18 protein-coding genes are annotated in these 18,761 nt (G+C 68.8%); 13 read left to right on the forward strand and 5 right to left on the reverse strand.

Annotated elements, in window-relative coordinates; all coding sequences use genetic code 11:
• Nucleotides 1–60 precede the first annotated feature (60 nt).
• Nucleotides 61–894 carry a tRNA (adenine-N1)-methyltransferase gene (locus LTT66_RS26995; protein WP_181723371.1) on the forward strand — a complete coding sequence of 278 codons (834 nt, stop codon included), beginning with the start codon at nucleotides 61–63 and terminating at the stop codon, nucleotides 892–894.
• Between the two features lie 45 nt (nucleotides 895–939).
• Here LTT66_RS26995 and LTT66_RS27000 read toward each other — a convergent pair whose 3' ends face one another.
• On the reverse strand, nucleotides 940–1,458 hold the full coding sequence (locus LTT66_RS27000; RefSeq protein WP_233061244.1) for a hypothetical protein: 519 nt from the start codon (nucleotides 1,456–1,458) through the stop codon (nucleotides 940–942).
• A gap of 180 nt (nucleotides 1,459–1,638) precedes the next feature.
• Here LTT66_RS27000 and arc point away from each other — a divergent pair, with 180 nt between their 5' ends.
• The 3 genes from arc to LTT66_RS27015 all read left to right on the forward strand — a co-directional run bounded on the left by arc (nucleotide 1,639) and on the right by LTT66_RS27015 (nucleotide 5,679).
• Complete coding sequence (arc, locus tag LTT66_RS27005; protein WP_181723369.1) at nucleotides 1,639–3,399, forward strand: proteasome ATPase; 1,761 nt, start codon at nucleotides 1,639–1,641, stop codon at nucleotides 3,397–3,399.
• 128 nt (nucleotides 3,400–3,527) lie between these two features.
• Nucleotides 3,528–4,163, forward strand: coding sequence for a TetR/AcrR family transcriptional regulator (locus tag LTT66_RS27010; protein WP_233061246.1), 636 nt, complete (start codon nucleotides 3,528–3,530; stop codon nucleotides 4,161–4,163).
• Nucleotides 4,156–5,679, forward strand: coding sequence for a glycosyltransferase family 39 protein (locus tag LTT66_RS27015; RefSeq protein ID WP_233061248.1), 1,524 nt, complete (start codon nucleotides 4,156–4,158; stop codon nucleotides 5,677–5,679). Before LTT66_RS27010 ends, LTT66_RS27015 begins: the two co-directional genes overlap by 8 nt.
• A 6-nt stretch (nucleotides 5,680–5,685) precedes the next feature.
• Here LTT66_RS27015 and LTT66_RS27020 read toward each other — a convergent pair whose 3' ends face one another.
• On the reverse strand, nucleotides 5,686–7,776 hold the full coding sequence (locus tag LTT66_RS27020) for an acyltransferase family protein (RefSeq protein WP_233061250.1): 2,091 nt from the start codon (nucleotides 7,774–7,776) through the stop codon (nucleotides 5,686–5,688).
• 215 nt (nucleotides 7,777–7,991) lie between these two features.
• Between LTT66_RS27020 and LTT66_RS27025 the strand changes: the two genes are divergently transcribed.
• Together LTT66_RS27025 and LTT66_RS27030 are read left to right on the forward strand one after the other, a co-directional pair.
• The gene (locus tag LTT66_RS27025; RefSeq protein WP_067807755.1) at nucleotides 7,992–8,474 is read left to right on the forward strand and encodes a cation:proton antiporter regulatory subunit; all 483 of its coding nucleotides are present in this window, start codon (nucleotides 7,992–7,994) and stop codon (nucleotides 8,472–8,474) included.
• Between the two features lie 5 nt (nucleotides 8,475–8,479).
• Entirely contained in the window at nucleotides 8,480–9,661 is a 1,182-nt protein-coding gene (locus tag LTT66_RS27030; RefSeq protein ID WP_233061252.1) for a cation:proton antiporter, read from the forward strand.
• A 60-nt stretch (nucleotides 9,662–9,721) separates the two neighbouring features.
• Here LTT66_RS27030 and LTT66_RS27035 read toward each other — a convergent pair whose 3' ends face one another.
• On the reverse strand, nucleotides 9,722–10,453 hold the full coding sequence (locus LTT66_RS27035; protein WP_233061254.1) for a peptidylprolyl isomerase: 732 nt from the start codon (nucleotides 10,451–10,453) through the stop codon (nucleotides 9,722–9,724).
• Between the two features lie 207 nt (nucleotides 10,454–10,660).
• On the opposite strand from LTT66_RS27035, the gene LTT66_RS27040 reads away from it, so the two are divergent.
• Genes LTT66_RS27040 through LTT66_RS27055 form a run of 4 tightly spaced genes read left to right on the forward strand, consistent with a single transcriptional unit; the run spans nucleotide 10,661 to nucleotide 15,332 of the window.
• Nucleotides 10,661–11,497: a nitrilase-related carbon-nitrogen hydrolase gene (locus tag LTT66_RS27040; protein ID WP_043693040.1), complete on the forward strand. Its 837-nt coding sequence runs from the start codon at nucleotides 10,661–10,663 to the stop codon at nucleotides 11,495–11,497.
• Nucleotides 11,498–11,513: 16 nt separating this feature from the next.
• Nucleotides 11,514–12,935 carry a dihydropyrimidinase gene (gene hydA / locus LTT66_RS27045; protein WP_195067450.1) on the forward strand — a complete coding sequence of 474 codons (1,422 nt, stop codon included), beginning with the start codon at nucleotides 11,514–11,516 and terminating at the stop codon, nucleotides 12,933–12,935.
• A gap of 35 nt (nucleotides 12,936–12,970) precedes the next feature.
• Nucleotides 12,971–14,017: a TIGR03842 family LLM class F420-dependent oxidoreductase gene (locus LTT66_RS27050; protein ID WP_233061256.1), complete on the forward strand. Its 1,047-nt coding sequence runs from the start codon at nucleotides 12,971–12,973 to the stop codon at nucleotides 14,015–14,017.
• Nucleotide 14,018: 1 nt separating this feature from the next.
• Nucleotides 14,019–15,332 carry an aspartate aminotransferase family protein gene (locus LTT66_RS27055; RefSeq protein ID WP_233061259.1) on the forward strand — a complete coding sequence of 438 codons (1,314 nt, stop codon included), beginning with the start codon at nucleotides 14,019–14,021 and terminating at the stop codon, nucleotides 15,330–15,332.
• 9 nt (nucleotides 15,333–15,341) lie between these two features.
• Here the strand turns inward: LTT66_RS27055 and LTT66_RS27060 are convergent, their stop codons facing one another.
• The gene (locus LTT66_RS27060; RefSeq protein ID WP_233061261.1) at nucleotides 15,342–15,845 is read right to left on the reverse strand and encodes a nitroreductase/quinone reductase family protein; all 504 of its coding nucleotides are present in this window, start codon (nucleotides 15,843–15,845) and stop codon (nucleotides 15,342–15,344) included.
• A 92-nt stretch (nucleotides 15,846–15,937) separates the two neighbouring features.
• Here LTT66_RS27060 and LTT66_RS27065 point away from each other — a divergent pair, with 92 nt between their 5' ends.
• A complete protein-coding gene (locus LTT66_RS27065; protein WP_233061263.1) occupies nucleotides 15,938–16,306 on the forward strand; it encodes an arsenate reductase family protein in 369 nt (122 codons plus the stop codon).
• A gap of 128 nt (nucleotides 16,307–16,434) precedes the next feature.
• On the forward strand, nucleotides 16,435–17,115 hold the full coding sequence (locus LTT66_RS27070; protein WP_233061264.1) for a TIGR00266 family protein: 681 nt from the start codon (nucleotides 16,435–16,437) through the stop codon (nucleotides 17,113–17,115).
• Here the strand turns inward: LTT66_RS27070 and LTT66_RS27075 are convergent, their stop codons facing one another.
• Nucleotides 17,116–17,706, reverse strand: a complete 591-nt coding sequence (locus LTT66_RS27075; protein ID WP_233061266.1) for an NUDIX hydrolase — start codon at nucleotides 17,704–17,706, stop codon at nucleotides 17,116–17,118.
• 53 nt (nucleotides 17,707–17,759) lie between these two features.
• Between LTT66_RS27075 and LTT66_RS27080 the strand changes: the two genes are divergently transcribed.
• The gene (locus LTT66_RS27080; RefSeq protein WP_233061269.1) at nucleotides 17,760–18,140 is read left to right on the forward strand and encodes a nitroreductase family deazaflavin-dependent oxidoreductase; all 381 of its coding nucleotides are present in this window, start codon (nucleotides 17,760–17,762) and stop codon (nucleotides 18,138–18,140) included.
• Nucleotides 18,141–18,761 lie beyond the last annotated feature (621 nt).

The raw sequence follows: 18,761 nt of genomic DNA on the forward strand, positions 1-18,761 counted from the left end.
CCGCGGCACCGACACGCCGGTGCCCGACAGTGCGGATTCCAACCAGCGGAACGGAGATTCATGACGGCCAGACGGACCGGGCCATTCACCATCGGTGACCGGGTGCAGCTGACCGATGCCAAAGGGCGTCTGTACACGGTGGTCTTGGAGCCGGGTAAGGAGTTCCACACCCATCGCGGCGGGATCAAGCACGACAGCCTGATCGGCGCGGACGAGGGCAGTGTGGTGCACTCCACCAACAACACGCCGTATCTCGCGTTGCGTCCGCTACTGGTCGACTACGTGCTGTCGATGCCGCGCGGCGCGGCGGTGATCTACCCGAAGGACGCCGCGCAGATCGTGCACGAGGGCGACATGTTCCCCGGCGCGCGCGTGCTCGAGGCGGGCGCGGGGTCCGGAGCCCTCACCTGCTCGCTGCTGCGGGCGGTGGGGCCGCAGGGGCAGGTGGTGTCCTACGAGATCCGCGCCGATCACGCCGAGCACGCGGTCCGCAACGTGGAGACGTTCTTCGGTGAACGGCCGGCCAACTGGTCGCTGACCGTCGGCGATGTGGCCGACTACACCGGAGAGCCGGTCGACCGCGCGGTGCTGGACATGCTCGCGCCGTGGGACGCGTTACCGGCGGTGTCCCAGGCGCTCGTGCCGGGCGGCGTGCTCATCGTCTATGTGGCGACCGTCACACAACTGTCGAAGGTGGTCGAAGCGCTGCGCGAGCAGGAGTGCTGGACCGAGCCGCGCTCCTGGGAGTCGCTGGTGCGCCCGTGGCATGTAGTCGGCTTGGCCGTGCGGCCGGAGCATCGGATGCAGGGCCACACCGCCTTCCTGGTCAGCGCCCGCAGGCTCGCCGAGGGCACCGTCACGCCCAAGCCGCAGCGCAGGCCCTCGAAGGGCTGAGCTCGGCCCGGGCGTGCGGCGGGCCGGGTGCGGGACGCGCCGGAATCAGGCCGGCACGCAGGGCGCCTGCGCGAAGCCGAGCAGCAGGCAGCCGCTCGCGTCCGACAGCTTCCAGGTGCCGTCCACGTTTTCCCAGCTCAGCGGTACAGCGGGGCTGGCGCCGTGCGGGGAGGCGATGGTCACCTGCGCGTTCGCGGTGGTGCTCTGGGTGGTGATGTCGGCGACCGTGAAGGTGAGCGCGTAGCCCTGCAGGCCCTTGTTCATCTGGTCGATGTTGGCGGTGCGCTGCTCACCGTTGACGATCAGCTTGGACTTCTCCGGGGTGGGTACATTCGGATCGGCGAGCTTGACCAGCACCGCCTGCAAGGTCTCCGTGGTCGGCGCCCCGGTCGCATGGTCGCCGTGGCTGTGGGTACCCGATGCCGCGGCGCTGCTGGTGGCCGAGGTCGCCGCGCTGGTGGTGGAGTCGTCGTCGGAGCCGCATGCCGCCAATGCGCCGGACAAGGCCAGCGCCGCCGCGGCGGTGGCAAGGGAGATGCGCAGGGTTCTGGCGGGAAGGAGCATGGTTCGGCAACCTTTCGGCTCGGGCGGCGAGCGGGCTCGCCAGGGTCGGGTTAGGGCAGGCTAACATGGATGCCCGGCCGCCGATCGCGGCCCAGATGTGATCACCAAGAAACCATGTCGGAAAGCGAGAACGGGTCGCGCCCGGTAGCGTTGATAGACCGGGACTGGGAGGAGCAGCACATGAGCCCCATCGAGAATTCGGATTCGGCGGCCTGGAGAGAGCTCGAGGCAGTGCGCGCCGAGGCGGCTGCACTCCGAAGGCAACTCGCCGACTCGCCAGATCGCACACGGGAATTGGAAGCCCGCATCGATTCGCTGACCATTCGCAACACGAAGCTGATGGACACCCTCAAAGAAGCGCGCCAGCAGCTGGTGGCGCTGCGCGAGGAGGTCGATCGGCTGGGTCAGCCGCCGAGCGGATACGGCATTCTGATCGGTGTGTACGACGATCAGACGGTCGACGTGTTCACTTCGGGTCGCAAGATGCGGTTGACGTGTTCACCGAACATCGAGACCTCGACGCTCGAATACGGTCAGACCGTCCGCCTGAACGAGGCGCTCACGGTCGTCGAGGCCGGGCACTACGACGCGGTCGGCGAGATCGGTACCCTCCGGGAGATCCTCGACGACGGGCGTCGCGCCCTGGTCGTCGGCCATGCCGACGAGGAGCGCGTGGTGTGGCTGGCCGGTCCGCTGGCCAAGGTCGCCGAAATGGACGACCTGGACGATCCCGATTCCCCGATCCGCAAGCTGCGGCCGGGCGACTCGCTCCTGGTGGACTCGAAGGCGGGTTTCGCCTTCGAGCGCATCCCCAAGGCCGAGGTCGAGGATCTCGTGCTGGAAGAGGTGCCCGACGTCGACTACGGCGACATCGGCGGTCTCGGCAGGCAGATCGAGCAGATCCGCGACGCGGTGGAGCTGCCGTTCCTGCACAAGGATCTCTTCCGCGAGTACGCGCTGCGTCCGCCGAAGGGTGTGCTGCTCTACGGTCCGCCCGGCTGCGGCAAGACGCTCATCGCCAAAGCGGTGGCCAACTCCCTGGCCAAGAAGATCGCCGAGGCACGCGGTGAGGATGCCAAGGAAGCCAAGTCGTACTTCCTGAACATCAAGGGCCCCGAACTGCTGAACAAGTTCGTGGGCGAGACCGAGCGCCACATCCGGATCATCTTCCAGCGGGCCCGCGAGAAGGCGTCCGAGGGCACGCCGGTGATCGTGTTCTTCGACGAGATGGACTCGATCTTCCGCACCCGCGGCTCGGGCGTCTCCTCGGACGTGGAGACCACGGTGGTGCCGCAGCTGCTGTCGGAGATCGATGGTGTCGAGGGCTTGGAGAACGTCATCGTGATCGGCGCCTCCAACCGTGAGGACATGATCGATCCGGCGATCCTGCGGCCGGGCCGCTTGGACGTGAAGATCAAGATCGAGCGTCCGGACGCGGAGTCGGCGCAGGACATCTTCTCGAAGTACCTCACCGAGCACCTGCCGCTGCACGACGACGATCTGGCGGAGTTCGGTGGCGACAAGAGCCTGTGCATCAACGCCATGATCGAACGGGTCGTCGACCGGATGTACGCCGAGAGCGAGGACAACCGCTTCCTGGAGGTCACCTACGCCAACGGTGACAAGGAGGTCCTGTACTTCAAGGACTTCAACTCCGGCGCCATGATCCAGAACATCGTGGACCGCTCCAAGAAGTACGCGATCAAGGCGGTGCTCGACACCGGCAACCCGGGCCTGCGCATCCAGCATCTCTACGATTCGATCGTGGACGAGTTCTCCGAGAACGAGGACCTGCCCAACACCACGAATCCGGACGACTGGGCACGCATCTCGGGTAAGAAGGGCGAGCGGATCGTCTACATCCGCACGCTGGTCACCGGCAAGAACGCCAGCGCCAGCCGCGCCATCGACACCGAGTCGAACACCGGCCAGTACCTGTAGGGTTCCGCCGGACCACGAGGGCCGCGTCTCCACGGAGACGCGGCCCTTCGTCGTTCGGGAGAAGCCCGGCGGCGCCGCTCGCGCACAGCAGCTCCGAATGCTCTGTCCAACCGTGCTAAAATTTGGCCGTGCGGCCAGAAAATGAGACACGCGGTCAGCGGAGGTCGTTCATCGAGGAGGCGCGGCGGCGGCAGATCATCGCCGCGGCGGTGGAGGTGATCTCCGAAGGCGGGTACGCCAGTGCCTCGCTGGCGCGGATCGCAGAGCACGCGGGTATCTCGAAAGGGGTCATCTCCTACCACTTCGATGGCAAGGACGACCTGATGACGCAGCTGGTGGTCCAGTTGTACGTCTCCGCCGCGGAGTACATCGCGCCGCGGGTCGCGGCCGCGGCCGGCGCGCGCGAGCGCCTGCTGGCCTACCTGGAATCGAACCTGGGCTTCATCGAAGCGAACACCACCTACGTGGCCGCGCTGGTCGAGGTGGTGACGAATCTGCGTGACGCGCAAGGCAACCCGAAGTTCGCCTCGGCCGACGGAGAGCGCGACATCATCGCGCCACTGGTCGACATCATGACCGACGGGCAGCGCACGGGGGAGTTCGCCGATTTCGACGCGCTGCTGATGGCCAAGTCGATCCGTGACGCCATCGACGGCGCCGCCGGGCGCGCGGTACGGGAACCGGGTTTCGCGATGGACGCCTATTCGGCGCATCTGTGCGCGTTGTTCGACACGGCGACCTGTAAAGCGGGCAAGGATGACTGAAGTGCTGGATGGCCGAGGGCAGCGGACGAATTCGGTACAACCGCTGCCGCCGTTCGCCCTCGGCGGTGTCGGCGCGGTGGCGGCGCTCGCCGCGCTGGCGCTGCTGGCCTCGATCGGGCGGTACGGATTCTTCGGCGACGAGTTGTATTTCATCGCGGCCGGGCGCAGGCCGGCGGTCGGCTACGCCGATCAGGGGCCGTTGCTGCCACTGATCGCACGGACGATGGATCTGCTCGCCCCGGATTCGCTGGTGGCGCTACGGCTTCCGGCGGTGCTGGTCACCGTGGCCGCCGTGGTGGTGGCCGCGCAGATCGCCAGGGAGTTCGGCGGCGGCCGCGCGGCGCAGGCGCTGACCGCGGCCGCCTACGCCACCTCGCCGTTCCTGCTGGTGCAGGGCGGTCAGCTGGCCACCAACACGATCGACACGGCGCTGTGGGTGGTGGTGAGCTGGCTGCTGGTCCGCTGGGTGCGCACCCGCCGCGACGGCCTGCTGCTGGCCTCGGGTCTGGTCACCGCGCTGGACATGCAGGTCAAGTGGTTGATTCCGTTCTTCTGGATCGCGATCGCGATCGGGGCGGCGGTCTACGGGCCGCGTGAGCTGCTGCGCCGCCCGGCGCTGTGGTGGGGTGGTGCGATCGTCGCGCTCACCACCGTGCCGAGCCTGGTGTGGCAGGCGGCGCACGGTTGGCCCCAGCTGCGTCTGGGCGGTGTGGTCGCCGCCGAGCAGGCCACGATCGGCGGTCGCGCTGTGTGGTTGCCGCTGGCGCTGGCCTCCGCCGGTTTGATCGGCGGCATGTTACTGGTCTACGGGGTGTGGACGTTGTTCCGGGCGGAGAGTTGGCGGCCCTACCGGTTTCTCGGACTGCTGCCGCTGGTGCTGATCGTGGTCTTCCTCGCGACCAACGGACGGCCGTACTACGCGGCGGGCTGCTATGGGGTGCTGATCGCGGTGGGTGCGGTGCGCTGGACGCAGAACCGGCGGCGCTCGCGCGTGATCCTCACCGTCCCGGTGCTCGCGATGTCCGCCGCCTTGCTGGTCTTCTCGCTGCCGCTGCGTCCTGAGGCGGACATCGAGCCGGTGGACACCCAGGCCCAGGCGGGGCTGGAGATCTCGGTCTACGGGCGATTCGGCTGGTCGGAACTTTCCGCGGGCACGGCGGCCGCCTACCGGGCGTTACCGGAGCCGGAACGGGCCTCTGCCGTGGTGATCGCCGATTCCTACTGGCAGGCAAGCGCCCTGGATGTCGACCGCGCGGTGTACGGCTTGCCCGCCGTGTACAGCCCGAATCGCGGCTTCGGTTACTTCGGCACCCCGCCGGACACGGCCACAACCGTGCTGTGGGTGGGCGGGACCGAGGCCGACGTGCGCGCACGCTGTGCCGAGGTGACCGCGATCGGGCACGTCGATGCCCGGCTCGGATTCCCCGGTGTCACCCGCGGCGTCACCGTCTGGCGGTGCGCACAACCGCATGCGCCCTGGTCGCAAGCCTGGCCGGTTATGCTGCGGCTGAACTGATCCGCCTCACCACCAGCCGAGGATCGGCGACAGGCGCCTGCCGAGTTCCGGCGCCAGCGAGCGCGAATAGCTGGCGGTGAGGTGGTGCTCGTCGTGATAGATCAGGATGTTGCCCTCGGTCACCGCGCACACGTCGCGTGCACACAGCGCGTCCGACAGGTCCACCGGGAACACGTTGGGGAACGAGGCGGCGAATTCCAATGCCGGATTGACCTCGTCCAGCGCGGCCGAGCGCGGCATCCCGCAGCTGATCCGGTCGCCCTGCTGTGCGAGGCAATCTATGGCCCGGTATCGGACGCCGTCGCGGCGCAACCAGGGGGTGTCGCGGATAGCGAGCACGTTGAGTCCACGGTCGGCCAGGTGGGACCAGACGTCGAGATAGTCGGCCGGGGTCTCGTCACCGGCGCCGTCACGCGGACGGGTCGCGGTGGTGAAGACCCACTCCGGACGTTCGGCACCCAGGCGGTCGATCACCTCCACCGACCAGTCCCGGCAATCCGGGTTCGCCTCACCCTTGTACATCGGTTCGGCCGCCACGGTCAGCGGGCAACCCATCTTCAGATACACCTCGACCCGGAAGGCGTGTTCGCGGGCGAGCAGGTCGAGGGCGGGCACCCAGTGCTCGGCATGCGAGCTGCCCACCACGGCCACGGTGCGCTCCGCGGTGGCATCCCCATAGGTGCAGGTGATGACGTCGCGGGTGTCCCAGTCCGCGATGCAGCCGTCGCGTGAGGGGTAGGCGGCGTCGGCGGGCGCTTCGTACACGGTCGGACGCATCGGCGCCTCGGGCGTGACCGCACCGTTGACCAGCGCCTCCGCCCCGGGGTAGGGCGCCGGGGCCAGGAAGGCCACCGCCCGCGGCGGATAAACCCTGGTCGCCACTTGCTCGCCGACCGACACCACGAGCACCGCGATGCCGAGCGCCGCGACCGAGCGGCCGGTGCGGACGCTGCGGGCCGGGGTCTCTTGCGCCGACGGGTCCGACCGCATCCGCAGCGGCTCCTCCACGAACCTGTTCGTCAGGGAGGCGAGCAGCAGCGACGCCCCGACGACTCCGAGACCACCGACGAGCCCCGCGGTCGGGGCTCCGGTTCGCGCCAGCACGAAGATCAGGATGGGCCAGTGCCACAGGTACAGCCCATAGGACAATTCGCCGAGCCGCACCATGGCCGCCGCGCTCAGCAGCCGGTTGGGCAGCGGTCGCTCGGCGGCGGTCAGGTTGCCGCCCGCGACGGTCAGCGCCAGCGCCGCGCCCACCGGCACCAGCGCCGCCGGGCCGGGGAACCGGTCGGCGCCGTCGATCAGCCAACCGCAGGTGAGCACGGCGGCCGAGCCGAGGACTGCCGCCGCGACCCGCACCAGGCGGGGCGGTGATATCAAAGGCGCGACGATCGCCAGCACTGCCCCGGCCAAGAGTTCCCAGGCGCGGGCGAAGCTGTCGTAGTAGTTCCAGCCCTGGTGCACCGCGGTGCCGTGCGCCGCATAGACGAACGAGGCCACCGCGCCGAGGGCGAGGACGATCGCCAGGGCGGGGCGCAGCGCTCCGGGACCCGCGAAACGCCTGCACAGGCGGGCCACCGCCGCCACACCGAGTAGTGCGAGCAGATAGAACTGCGACTGCACCGCCATGGACCACAGGTGCTGCAGCGGGCTCACCGACGGATCGGCGGCGAGGTAGTCCGACCAGGACAACGCCAGATACCAGTTCTGGTAATACAGCAGCGAGGCCAGTGTCTGCGCGGCCATCTCGCCCCACTGGGTGAACGGGCGCAGCAGCACGGTGGCCGTGACCACGGCGGCCAGAACCGTCACAAGCGCGGGCAGCAACCTGCGGGCGAGCCTGGGAGCGGTGTGCGCGACGCGGACCGTGCCGGTGGATTCCACGCTCCGCAGCAGCGAGCCGGTGAAGAAGAACCCGGACAGCACCAGGAATACGTCCACTCCGCCCGAAACCCGGCCGAACCAGATGTGGAACGCCACGACCAGCGCGATCGCCACGCCGCGCAGCCCGTCCAGATCGTGCCGGTACCCGTCTCCGGCCGCCCGCGGCTCAGCCGCCGGGGTCGCGACCGCACCCGGCCGGAGGAACCGATTCACCGCTCGGGCGACCGTCACCGGACTCGCACGGCGCGGCACCGGAAAGCGACGGCTCGGCCACACGGCGATGTACGGGACACGTCATTTCTCTTACCACGGGGTGTGAAGCGCGGTCCAACTCACGGGGTCGGGATGTTGGGCGGCGCAGTCGAGAGATCCGGACAATTCGGTCATCTGTCCATTGGTCACGGGGCCGGGGTCGATAGGGTGGTGTCGTGAACGTTGAGGTGACACCCCTGCCGGGTATCGGTGTGCGCAAAGATTTTCCGCTGACCAATACACGACGCCGGATAGGAGTGATCGATCATCGCGACGGCACGATGGACCTCATCGTGAGCAAACCCGACAACCCCGACGAGACCGAACAGGTACCGCTGTCGGGGAAGGAGGCCGCCGTGCTGGCCAGCCTGCTGGGCGCGCCTCAGCTGGTGGAACAGCTGCGCGAGGAGCATCGCGCGTTCACCGGCCTGACCACTCGGCAGCTGTCCATCCCGGACCGGTCGCGCTTCGACGGACGCAGGCTGGGCGAGACCCAGATACGCACCCGGACGAAGGCGTCCATCGTCGCGGTGGTGCGCAGCGGGCAGCCCATTCCCTCGCCGGGCCCGGACTTCACCTTCACCGCTGGTGACGTGCTCGTCGTCGTCGGCACCGTGGAGGGCCTGGAGGCCGCCGCCAAGATCCTGTTAGACGGCTGAGCGGCATGGTGGCACACGAGACCGCGCTCGCGCTGATCCAGCTGGGCGCGGTATTTTTCGGCCTCGGCCTGCTCGGGCGCATCGCGGCGCGCATCGGCATGTCGCCCATCCCGCTGTACCTGATCGGCGGCCTGGTGTTCGGCACCGGTGGCCTGGTCGAATTGCGACAGGTCGACGACTTCATCCATCTCGCCAGCGAAATCGGCGTCGTCCTGCTGCTGTTGCTGCTCGGCCTGGAATACAGTGCCGCGGAACTAGTCACGGGTATGCGCAGGTCATGGGCGGCGGGTGTCGTGGACATCGTGCTCAACGCGACTCCGGGCGTACTGGTCGCGTTCGCGCTCGGCTGGGGTTTCACCGGCGCCATCACGATGGCCGGGGTCACTTACATCTCGTCCTCCGGCATCGTCGCGAAGGTGCTCAACGACCTGGGCAGGCTCGGCAACCGCGAGACGCCGGTGGTGCTGTCCATCCTGGTGTTCGAAGACTTGGTGATGGCCGGATACCTGCCGGTGCTGACGGCGGTGCTGGCCGGGGTCGGCTTCCTCGCCGGGCTGAAGACACTGTCGATCGCGCTGGCCGCGGTGACCGTCGTGCTGGTCGTCGCGCTGCGCTACGGCCGCTACGTCTCCGCGATCGTCGACAGTGAGGACCGGGAGATCTTCCTGTTGAAGCTGCTCGGCTCCGCGCTGCTGGTGGCGGGCGTGGCTTCGGCGGTGCAGGTGTCGGCGGCGGTCGGCGCGTTCCTGCTCGGCATCGCGATCTCGGACTCGACTGCGCACAACGCCACCAAGATCCTGGAGCCGCTGCGCGACTTGTTCGCCGCGCTGTTCTTCGTGCTGTTCGGCCTGAGCACCGACCCGGCGAGCATTCCGCCGGTGCTCGGCTGGGCGTGCCTGCTCGCGCTGGTCACCACGGCCAGCAAGATCGCCACCGGATGGTGGGCGGCCAAGCGGGCCGGTGCGGGCCGCCTCGGCCGGGCGCGGGCGGGTACCGCACTGGTCGCGCACGGCGAGTTCTCGATCGTCATCGCGGGGCTCGCCGTCGCCGCGGGCGCGGTCCCGGCCGAATTCGCCGCGCTGGCCACCACCTACGTGCTGCTGATGGCGGTCCTCGGTCCGATCGCGAGCCGGTTCGTCGAGCCGGTCATGGCGCTGGTCCTGCGGTGGCGCGCCGGGGTGTCCTGACCGAGCCGGCTGGCGCCCACGGTGGCGGCGACCGATCGCCGTCACCGTGGCCGACCGGAATCAGTTGCGCACGGCGGCGACGGAATCGAGCACGACCTCGACGGCAGGCGCACCGTCGCCCGAGCCGTCCTGCACGCCCGCGGCGGCGATGGAGGAGAGAACCTCCATGCCCGCGGTGACCCGCCCGAACGGGGTGTAGCTCGGCGGCAGCGGCGCGTCGCGGTAGACCAGGAAGAACTGGCTGCCGTTGGTGCCGGGCCCGGCGTTCGCCATGGCGACCGTTCCGGCCGGGTAGGTGGCGCCCGCCAGGTTCTCGTCGGGGAAGAAGTAGCCGGGGCCGCCCATACCGGTCGCGGTCGGGTCGCCGCACTGCAGCACGAAGATGCCCTCGGTGGTCATCCGGTGGCACTTCGTGTGGTCGAAGAACCGCTCACCGGCCAGGAAAACGAACGAGTTGACCGTGCGCGGCGCGCGGGCCGCGTCCAAGGCGATGGTCACGGTGCCACAAGTGGTGGCCAGCGTCGCGGTGTATCCGGCGTTGGTGTCGATGGTCATGCCGGGCTCGGCGGGCCATTGCTTGCCGTTCGGCTGTCCCGCGGCCGGCGCGCCGCAACCGGTCGGCCCCTGCTCCCGAGCCGGGGCCGGGGTCGCCGAGACGATACCCGCCGTGGACGCCACCAGCGTCACACCGACGGCGAGGACCCCGAGGATCCGCAGCGATCGCCACGGTAAACCCCGGCGCACCGCGCGCCGACCGTTGACGAGTTCTCGCGCTTGCACTTCGCTGCTCACCGCTGAAAAGCTCCTTCACTCGGGGTTGCGCACCGGACGATGCAGCGCGAATCATTCCATCTCCCCCGTCCTGGTGGGGGAGTACGGCTCGATTGACCGTGCGCGCGGTCCGCCGGCGTGGGGCCGCGATGGCCGCAGATCGGCCACAAAATGTTTCCGGCAACTTGTTGGACAACAGAATTAGTTCCCGGTGACGTATAACGAAGCATGGGAATCGTCCGAGCGGCGCTGGTCCAAACGAACTGGACCGGTGACAAAGAGTCGATGATCAAGGCGCACGAGGACTACGCGCGCCGGGCCGCCGCGCAGGGGGCGGGGGTGATCTGCTTCCAAGAGCTGTTCTACGGGCCGTATTTCTGCCAGCAGCAGGACACGAAGTTCTACGACTACGCCGAATCCGTCCCTGGTCCGACGACCGAGCGGTTCGCCGAGTTGGCGAAGGAATTGGGCGTGGTTCTGATCCTGCCCGTGTACGAGCAGCAGCAGCCCGGCCTGCTGTACAACACGGCGGCGGTGATCGACGCCGACGGCAGCTACCTCGGCAAGTACCGCAAGCACCACCTCCCGCACGTCCACGGATTCTGGGAGAAGTTCTACTTCCGGCCGGGCAACCTGGGCTGGCCGGTGTTCGACACCGCGGTCGGCAAGGTGGGCGTCTATATCTGCTACGACCGCCATTTCCCGGAAGGTTGGCGCGCGCTCGGCCTCGCGGGCGCCGAGATCGTGTTCAACCCGTCCGCGACCTCGCGTGGCCTGTCCGGCTACCTCTGGAAACTGGAACAACCGGCAGCCGCGGTGGCCAACGAATATTTCATCGGCGCCATCAACCGGGTCGGCGTCGAAGAGTACGGCGACGACGACTTCTACGGCACCAGCTACTTCGCCGATCCCGAAGGCAAGTTCGTCGGCGACGTCGCCTCCGACAGCGACCCGGAACTGATCGTTCGCGATCTGGACATGGACCTGATCAAGGTGGTGCGCGACCGCTGGGCTTTCTACCGCGATCGCCGCCCCGACGCCTACGGGCCGCTGATGGCCCCCTGAGACCGGGGAGAACGAGATGGCGCGCACTTTCATCCACGGCGGCACGGTGGTCTGCGCCACCGGTTCGCAACCGCTCGACGTGCTCGTCGAGGGCGAGACCGTCGTCGCCGTGCTGCAGCCCGGCTCCACCGCACTGGGCGCGGACCTCGCCGCCTCCGCCGATCGGGTGCTCGACGCGACCGGCAGATACGTGATCCCCGGCGGTGTGGACGGCCACACCCACATGCAGATGCCCTTCGGCGGGACGGAAGCCTCCGACACCTTCGAGACCGGCACCCGCGCCGCCGCATGGGGCGGCACCACCACGATCATCGACTTCGCGGTCCAGAAGCCGGGAGAGCGAGTCCAGGACACCCTCGCCGCCTGGCATCGGAAGGCGTCCGGGCAGTGCGCGATCGACTACGGCTTCCATCAGATCATCGGCGAGGTGAACGACGAATCCCTGAAGGGGATGAGCGAATTGGTGGCCGAGGGCGTCACCAGCTTCAAACTGTTCATGGCCTATCCGGGCGTCTTCTACTCCACCGACGGCCAGATCCTGCGCGCCATGCAGTCCGCGGCGGAGCTGGGCGCGCTGCTGATGATGCACGCGGAGAACGGGATCGCCATCGACGTCCTGGTCGAGCAGGCGCTCGCGCGGGGGGACACCGCACCGTACTTCCACGGCACGACGAGGCCGTGGCAACTGGAGGAGGAGGCCACCCACCGCGCGATCATGCTGGCCGAGCTGACCGGCGTGCCGCTGTACGTGGTGCACGTGTCGGCCGAGCAGGCGCTGGCGCAGATCGCCGCGGCCCGCGACGCCGGACGCAACGTCTTCGGCGAGACCTGCCCGCAGTATCTGTACCTCTCACTCGAGGACCAGCTGGGCGCACCGGGTTTCGAGGGCGCCAAATGGGTCTGCTCCACCCCGCTGCGGTCGAAGGCCGAAGGGCATCAGGAGCAGCTGTGGCGTTACCTGCGCACCGGCGACGTCACGGCTGTCAGCACCGACCACTGTCCGTTCTGCATGAAGGACCAGAAAGAGCGGGGTCTCGGTGACTTCAGCAAGATCCCCAACGGCATCGGCGGCGTCGAGCACCGGATGGACCTGATCTTCCAGGGCGTCCGGACCGGCCGGATCTCGCTGGAACGCTGGGTCGAGGTGTGCTGCACCACGCCGGCCCGGATGTTCGGGATGTATCCGCGCAAGGGTGTGATCAGCCCGGGCGCGGACGCCGACATCGTGATCTACGACCCGCGGGGCCACACCAGCATCGGTCTCGGCAAGACCCACCACATGAACATGGACTACTCGGCCTATGAGGGGTTCGAGATCGACGGACACGTGGACACGGTGCTCTCCCGCGGCCGAGTGATCGTCGACGGCGGTGAGTATCTCGGTGACGCCGGGCATGGCCGGTTCGTCAAACGAGAACTGTCGCAGAACCTCATCTGACGCCACCTTCCGATCATCGAAACGGAGAGCGCCGCATGGACATCGGTCTGGTGCTGCAATGCACGCCCCCGGCCTCGCGGGTGATCGAACTGGCGAGGCTGGCGGAGACGTACGGGTTCTCCCACGTCTGGACGTTCGACTCGCATCTGCTCTGGCAGGAGCCCTACGTCATCTACAGCCAGATCCTGGCCGCCACCCGCAAGGTCATGGTCGGTCCGATGGTGACCAATCCGGCCACCCGGGACTGGACGGTGACCGCGTCGACCTTCGCGACGCTCAACGAGATGTTCGGCAACCGCACGTTGTGCGGAATCGGCCGCGGCGACTCGGCCGTGCGCACGCAGGGCCGCAAGCCCGCCACCCTGGCCACCTTGCGGCAATCGGTCGAGGTGATCCGGGAGCTGGGCAACGGCCGCAGCGCGCGGGTTGGCGACACCGTGGTGCGGTTGCCGTGGGCGGAAAGCTCGCGGCTGGAGGTCTGGGTGGCGGGCTACGGACCGCGCGCTCTGGACCTGACCGGTGAAGTCGCGGACGGATTCATCCTGCAACTCGCCGACCCGGATATCACGGCCTGGACCATCGCGCGGGTGCGCGCGGCGGCCGAACGCGCGGGCCGGGACCCGGCCGCGGTCCGGATGTGCGTCGCCGCGCCCGCCTACATCACCGACGGGACGGCCGCTGGGCTGGCGCACGCGCGGCAACAGTGCCGGTGGTTCGGCGGGATGGTCGGCAACCACGTGGCGGAGATCGTGGCGAAATACGGTACGGGAAGCGATATTCCGGCCGCGCTCACCGACTACGTCGAAGGCAGGCGGGACTACGACTACAACCAGCACGGACGCGCGGGCAACGTGCACGCCGAGTTCGTGCCGGATGCCATCATCGACCGCTTCTGCCTGCTGGGCACCGCCGACGACCAGCTGTCCCGGTTGCGCGAACTGGCCGACCTCGGCGTGGACCAATTCGCCGTCTACCTCCAGCACGACGCGAAAACCGCGACCCTGCAGGCGTACGGTGAATCGGTGCTGCCAAGTCTCGACCCCCTCCTGACCGTTACCCAGCCCACCGAAGGGGGTGCCTAGCGTGGCCGACCACGTCTTCTATCCCTGGAGCGCACAGGCCGAATTGCACCCCGCGCCGATCACCGGGGCGTTCGGCTCGTACTTCTGGGACGACACCGGCAAGCGCTACCTCGACTTCTCCTCCCAGCTGGTCAACGTGAACATCGGCCACCAGCATCCGGACATCGTCGCCGCGATCGTCGCCCAAGCGCAGCGGCTGGCGACCATCTCGCCGACGGTCGCCAACGACGTGCGCAGCGAGCTGGCGCGGCTGATCGTCGAGCGGGCCCCCGGGGAGCTGAACCGGATCCTGTTCACCACCGGCGGCGCGGAAGCCGTCGAGCACGCGGTGCGCCTGGCGCGCAGCTACACCGGGCGCACGAAGATGCTCGCGGCCTACCGCTCCTACCACGGCGGCACGGGAGTCGCGATCGGCCTGACGGGCGAACCGCGCCGCTGGGGCGCGGAGCCGACCAACGTCGACGTGGTCCGCTTCTTCGGGCCCTACCCGTACCGATCCCCCTGGGGGACGGACGCTCCCGAGGAAGAGACGGCCGCCGCGCTGGCGCATCTGCGGCAGGTGATCGAGCTGGAGGGTCCGCAGCACATCGCGGGGTTGATCCTGGAGACGGTGGTCGGCACCAACGGCGTGCTCGTCCCGCCGCCCGGCTACCTCGCCGGCGTGCGTGCGCTGTGCGACGAGTTCGGCATCGTCTACATCGCCGACGAGGTGATGGTCGGATTCGGCCGGGTGGGCGAATGGTTCGCGGTGCAGGCCTTCGGCGTGGAGCCGGACATCATCACCTTCGCCAAGGGGGTGAACTCCGGCTACGTTCCGCTCGGTGGCGTCCTCATGGCGGAGCGGATCGCGCAGCGCTACGACCACGTGGTGTATCCGGGCGGGCTCACCTACGCGGGGCACCCCCTGGCGTGCGCGGCGGGCGTCGCCTCGATCGCGGTGTTCGAGCGCGAGGGGATCCTGGAGCACGTGCGCTCGGTGGGCGCCGATGTGCTCGGAAAAGGCCTGCGCGAGCTGGCCGATCGGCATCCGAGCGTCGGCGAGGTCAGGGGACTCGGCTTCTTCTGGGCGCTGGAGCTGGTTCGCGATCCGCGCAGCAGGCAGCCGCTGATCCCGTTCGCGGCGGCGGGCGCGGAGGCCGAGCCGATGGCCGCGGTCACCGCGGCGGCCAAAGCACGCGGGCTATGGCCGTTCAACGCGGGCAACCGCTTCCAGATCGCGCCGCCGCTGACCACGACGGCCGACGAACTGCGCGTCGGCCTGGAGATCATCGACGAGGTGCTCGAGGTCGCCGACGGCTACGTCCGAGCGGGCTGACCCGGCCGCTCAGTGCGGCGTCAGTTCCACCACGACGCCGCCCTGCTGCCAGGTCTGGTAGATGTCGGCCTTCGAGGGGGAACCGTCCGTGGTGTAGCCGATGCCGTTGAACTTCGCGTTCTGCTTGTTGTCCCGCGCGATGATCTCGTAGAGGCGCAGCACGTCGGCCTCGGAGGTGTGGACGACCGGGTCGAACGTGCGCGCCGCGCCGCCGAACGAGGCCCGAACCGGACCGCCCGCCCGCAGGTTCTTCACCCACGGCCGCAGGGCCGTGCCGATCAGCAGGACGTCGCCGTGCCGGGTATAGGCCAGCGGCACGTCGTACACCGCGCCCGATTTACGCCCGACGACGTGCAGGATCATCAGCCGCTTCCCGACGACACCGGAGAGTCCGGGGACGCGCAGCAGTGTCCGCACGAATCGATTCATCAGGGCCTGGTAGGACGGGATGGGGACGGGGCCGGAGGTAGTCGGTGTGCCGTAAGGGTTTTCGGACGACGCTTGCTCGCTCATGCCCCCAGTATCCGAGCACGCGCCGCGCTGTGCGGTGTGACGTCCGAGATCCGCCAGCCCGTCGCGGTGAGCGCTCTCGGTACCCTGCGTGCATGACTTCCGGGCAAGCAGAGATCTGGCACAACCCACGGTGCACCAAGAGCCGCAACGCCACGGCCTTCCTGGACGAGGCCGGTGTCGACTACACCGTGCGGAAGTATCTGGATCAGCCGCCCACCGCCGCCGAGCTGCGCGAGGTGCTGCGGCGGCTGGGCGCCGAACCGTGGGACATCACCCGCACCGGCGAGCAGATCGCCGTCGACCTCGGCATGGCGAGCTGGGGGCGGACCGCCGCGGACCGGGACCGCTGGATCGAAGCGCTGGTCGAACACCCGAGACTGATCCAGCGGCCGATCGTGCTGACCGCCGAGGGCGGAGCAGTCGTGGCCCGCGACGACGCCACGCTGCGCGACCTGCTCTGACGGCGGTACCCGCAGGCGTGGACGCCCGACCGGCCCGGCGTGTACCGGTCCGGTCGGAGACCGGCGGTCGGACGGGCCGTGCTCCGACCGGGCCCGCGCTCCGAGACGCGGCGGTAGGGTCGGCGGACATGAAGGTACAACTGCGCCACAGTCCCGCGTCCGCGATCGCGCGGTGCTTCCTCGCCGGCGGCGAGCCGATGCGGGTCGAGAGCGGCGCGATGGTGGCCCATTCGGCGGGAGTCACGTTGCAGGCCAGGGCGGAAGGCGGCATCCTGGCCGGGTTGAAGCGGTCGGTGCTCGCCGGGGAATCGTTCTTCGTCTCGACTTTCACCGCACCGCCGCAGGGCGGATGGGTCGACGTGGCGCCCGCGCTCCCCGGCGACATGCTCAACCTGCAGATCACCACGGACCGGCCGTTCTTCATCAGCCGCGGGGGCTGGATCGCGAATTCGCACGGCGTGCAGGTGGAGAGCAAATGGGGTGGTTTCGCGAATCTCTTCGGCGGCGAAGGCGGATTCGGTCTGCGTGCGCACGGTGAGGGCGACGTCGTGGTGGGCGTGTTCGGCGCGATCGATGTGATCGATCTGCAGCCCGGCGAGCCGATCACGATCGACACCGGTCACGTGGTCGCCTACGACCTGGCGATGAATTTCACCATCCGCCGGGCGGTTTCGGGCCGCTCGATCCAGTCGTTGAAGTCCGGTGAGGGCTTCGTCTTCGACTTCACCGGCCCCGGCCGGGTGCTGCTGCAGACCCGCAATCCCGGTGCGTTCGCCGCCTGGGCGGGATCGGCTGCCTCGTCCAGCTGATCACGTCTCGTCCTGCTCGGGGGATCCGGCGCTCGCCAGCAGGCCGGGGATCAGCAGCCGCGTGTCGGGGACGAAGGGCCAGTCCGGATCGGCCAAGTGCGCGCGCAACTCCGCGTCGGTCCACCACCATCCCTCGGCGATCTCGTCGGGTTGGTGGCGGACGGGCCCGTCGTAACGCAGTTCGTACGCGAAGAGGTGGCAGCGCATCGGCCGACCGTCCCATTCGCCGTCCCAGGAGATCGCGGCCAGCGGTTCCGAGGACAGATCGGCGGGGTCCGGCGTGATACTCAGTTCCTCGGCCAATTCGCGCAGGGCGGTCTCGCGCGGCGCTTCGCCGGGTGCGACCACACCGCCGGCCAGACAGTCGTGCATGCCCGCGAAAACCAGCTTGGTATCGGTGCGACGGTGCACGTAAACGCGTTCGCCGTTCCCGGATCGCACGAGCACACCGGCGCTGGCATGCCACAATCCGTCGCGGTAGACCGTGGCCCGCTCGGCGGCGCCGACCGGGTTGCCCGCCCGGTCGTAGACCGCGATCGGTTCGGTGCTCGGATCCCCGGCGTGCTGCTCGTGGTGCGGCGGAGCGGACATCGGTCGAGAGTAACGTGAACACCGCACGCCACAGGAAGAGAGGATCGCCGCCCATGGTGCTTCCGCACGCACTGGCGAATTTCAACCGGCATGTCACCAACCCGACCGCGGGCCTGGTCGCGGGACGCGCGCCGGGCTTCGGCATCGTGCTGCACAGGGGCCGGAAGTCGGGGCGGTCCTACCGCACCCCGGTCATGGTCTTCGAGCGCGACGGCGCTTACCGGATCGCGCTGACGTACGGCCGGAATGTCGACTGGGTCAAGAACATTTGCGCGGCAGGGGATTTCGCGCTGGAGACCCGCGGACATGTCATCGAGCTGACCGATCCGGTCGTGCGGCACGACCCGTCCGCGGCGTGGGCGCCACCGGGTGTCCGGCAGATGCTGAAGACGATCTCGGCGGAGTATTACGTCGAGTCCCGTCCGGCGGCGTGATTCGCCGTCGGCCTGCGAAACCGCGCGCACCTCGCTGCGGCGCTCGGTGGCTTGGTGGAGTGGCGACGGAGTGCGGCCTCGGCCGGTTCACCGTCGAAGACGCAGAGCGGTTCGCCGCAGCCACCGCGGCGACCGCCGAGGGCGCACCGAGCACGATGGCGCGAGGCTGAGTCGACCGACGCTGAACTCGATCGTTGCGGTCTGGACATGCCCGAATGTCGGTCCGGCGAGGGTAGTCCGGGGCGCCGAGCGCCATTGACGGAGAAGGCCACAGCGGCGGCAGGACGCCGGACCCCAGGGGTCGAACGGCGAGATAGGCCTGGAACAGGATTCGCGACCGATGCGGCTGCCGCGTCCCGGGCCTTCTGTTGTTGCACGAGCAATCCTGATGAGAATGGGCATAAGCGTGAGCGTGAGCGTGATTCTGCTGGCGGTAGCCGCGACCGGCGGCCACGAACCCGGCATCGAGGTCGCCGCGGTCGCCGCCGCCGCAGTGCCAGCCATTTGTCCAACCATCCGGCGTGCCTACGCGGCTGCGGGAACACTATCGGTGCGATACGGACACCATCGAGTTCTACACCGGAAGTTCTACTGCGGCCTGTTGATTCGTATACGCGCAGC

The sequence above is a fragment of the Nocardia gipuzkoensis genome, from assembly GCF_021183645.1.
Taxonomy (GTDB): Bacteria; Actinomycetota; Actinomycetes; order Mycobacteriales; family Mycobacteriaceae; genus Nocardia; species Nocardia abscessus.

Coding starts and splice junctions, on each gene's coding strand:
- LTT66_RS27070 (WP_233061264.1), top strand. CDS start 16,435: ATGAAGGTACAACTGCGCCACAGTCCCGCGTCCGCGATCGCGCGGTGC.
- LTT66_RS26995 (WP_181723371.1), top strand. CDS start 61: ATGACGGCCAGACGGACCGGGCCATTCACCATCGGTGACCGGGTGCAG.
- hydA (WP_195067450.1), top strand. CDS start 11,514: ATGGCGCGCACTTTCATCCACGGCGGCACGGTGGTCTGCGCCACCGGT.
- LTT66_RS27040 (WP_043693040.1), top strand. CDS start 10,661: ATGGGAATCGTCCGAGCGGCGCTGGTCCAAACGAACTGGACCGGTGAC.
- LTT66_RS27050 (WP_233061256.1), top strand. CDS start 12,971: ATGGACATCGGTCTGGTGCTGCAATGCACGCCCCCGGCCTCGCGGGTG.
- arc (WP_181723369.1), top strand. CDS start 1,639: ATGAGCCCCATCGAGAATTCGGATTCGGCGGCCTGGAGAGAGCTCGAG.
- LTT66_RS27060 (WP_233061261.1), bottom strand. CDS start 15,845: ATGAGCGAGCAAGCGTCGTCCGAAAACCCTTACGGCACACCGACTACC.
- LTT66_RS27065 (WP_233061263.1), top strand. CDS start 15,938: ATGACTTCCGGGCAAGCAGAGATCTGGCACAACCCACGGTGCACCAAG.
- LTT66_RS27000 (WP_233061244.1), bottom strand. CDS start 1,458: ATGCTCCTTCCCGCCAGAACCCTGCGCATCTCCCTTGCCACCGCCGCG.
- LTT66_RS27075 (WP_233061266.1), bottom strand. CDS start 17,706: ATGTCCGCTCCGCCGCACCACGAGCAGCACGCCGGGGATCCGAGCACC.
- LTT66_RS27015 (WP_233061248.1), top strand. CDS start 4,156: ATGACTGAAGTGCTGGATGGCCGAGGGCAGCGGACGAATTCGGTACAA.
- LTT66_RS27080 (WP_233061269.1), top strand. CDS start 17,760: ATGGTGCTTCCGCACGCACTGGCGAATTTCAACCGGCATGTCACCAAC.
- LTT66_RS27030 (WP_233061252.1), top strand. CDS start 8,480: ATGGTGGCACACGAGACCGCGCTCGCGCTGATCCAGCTGGGCGCGGTA.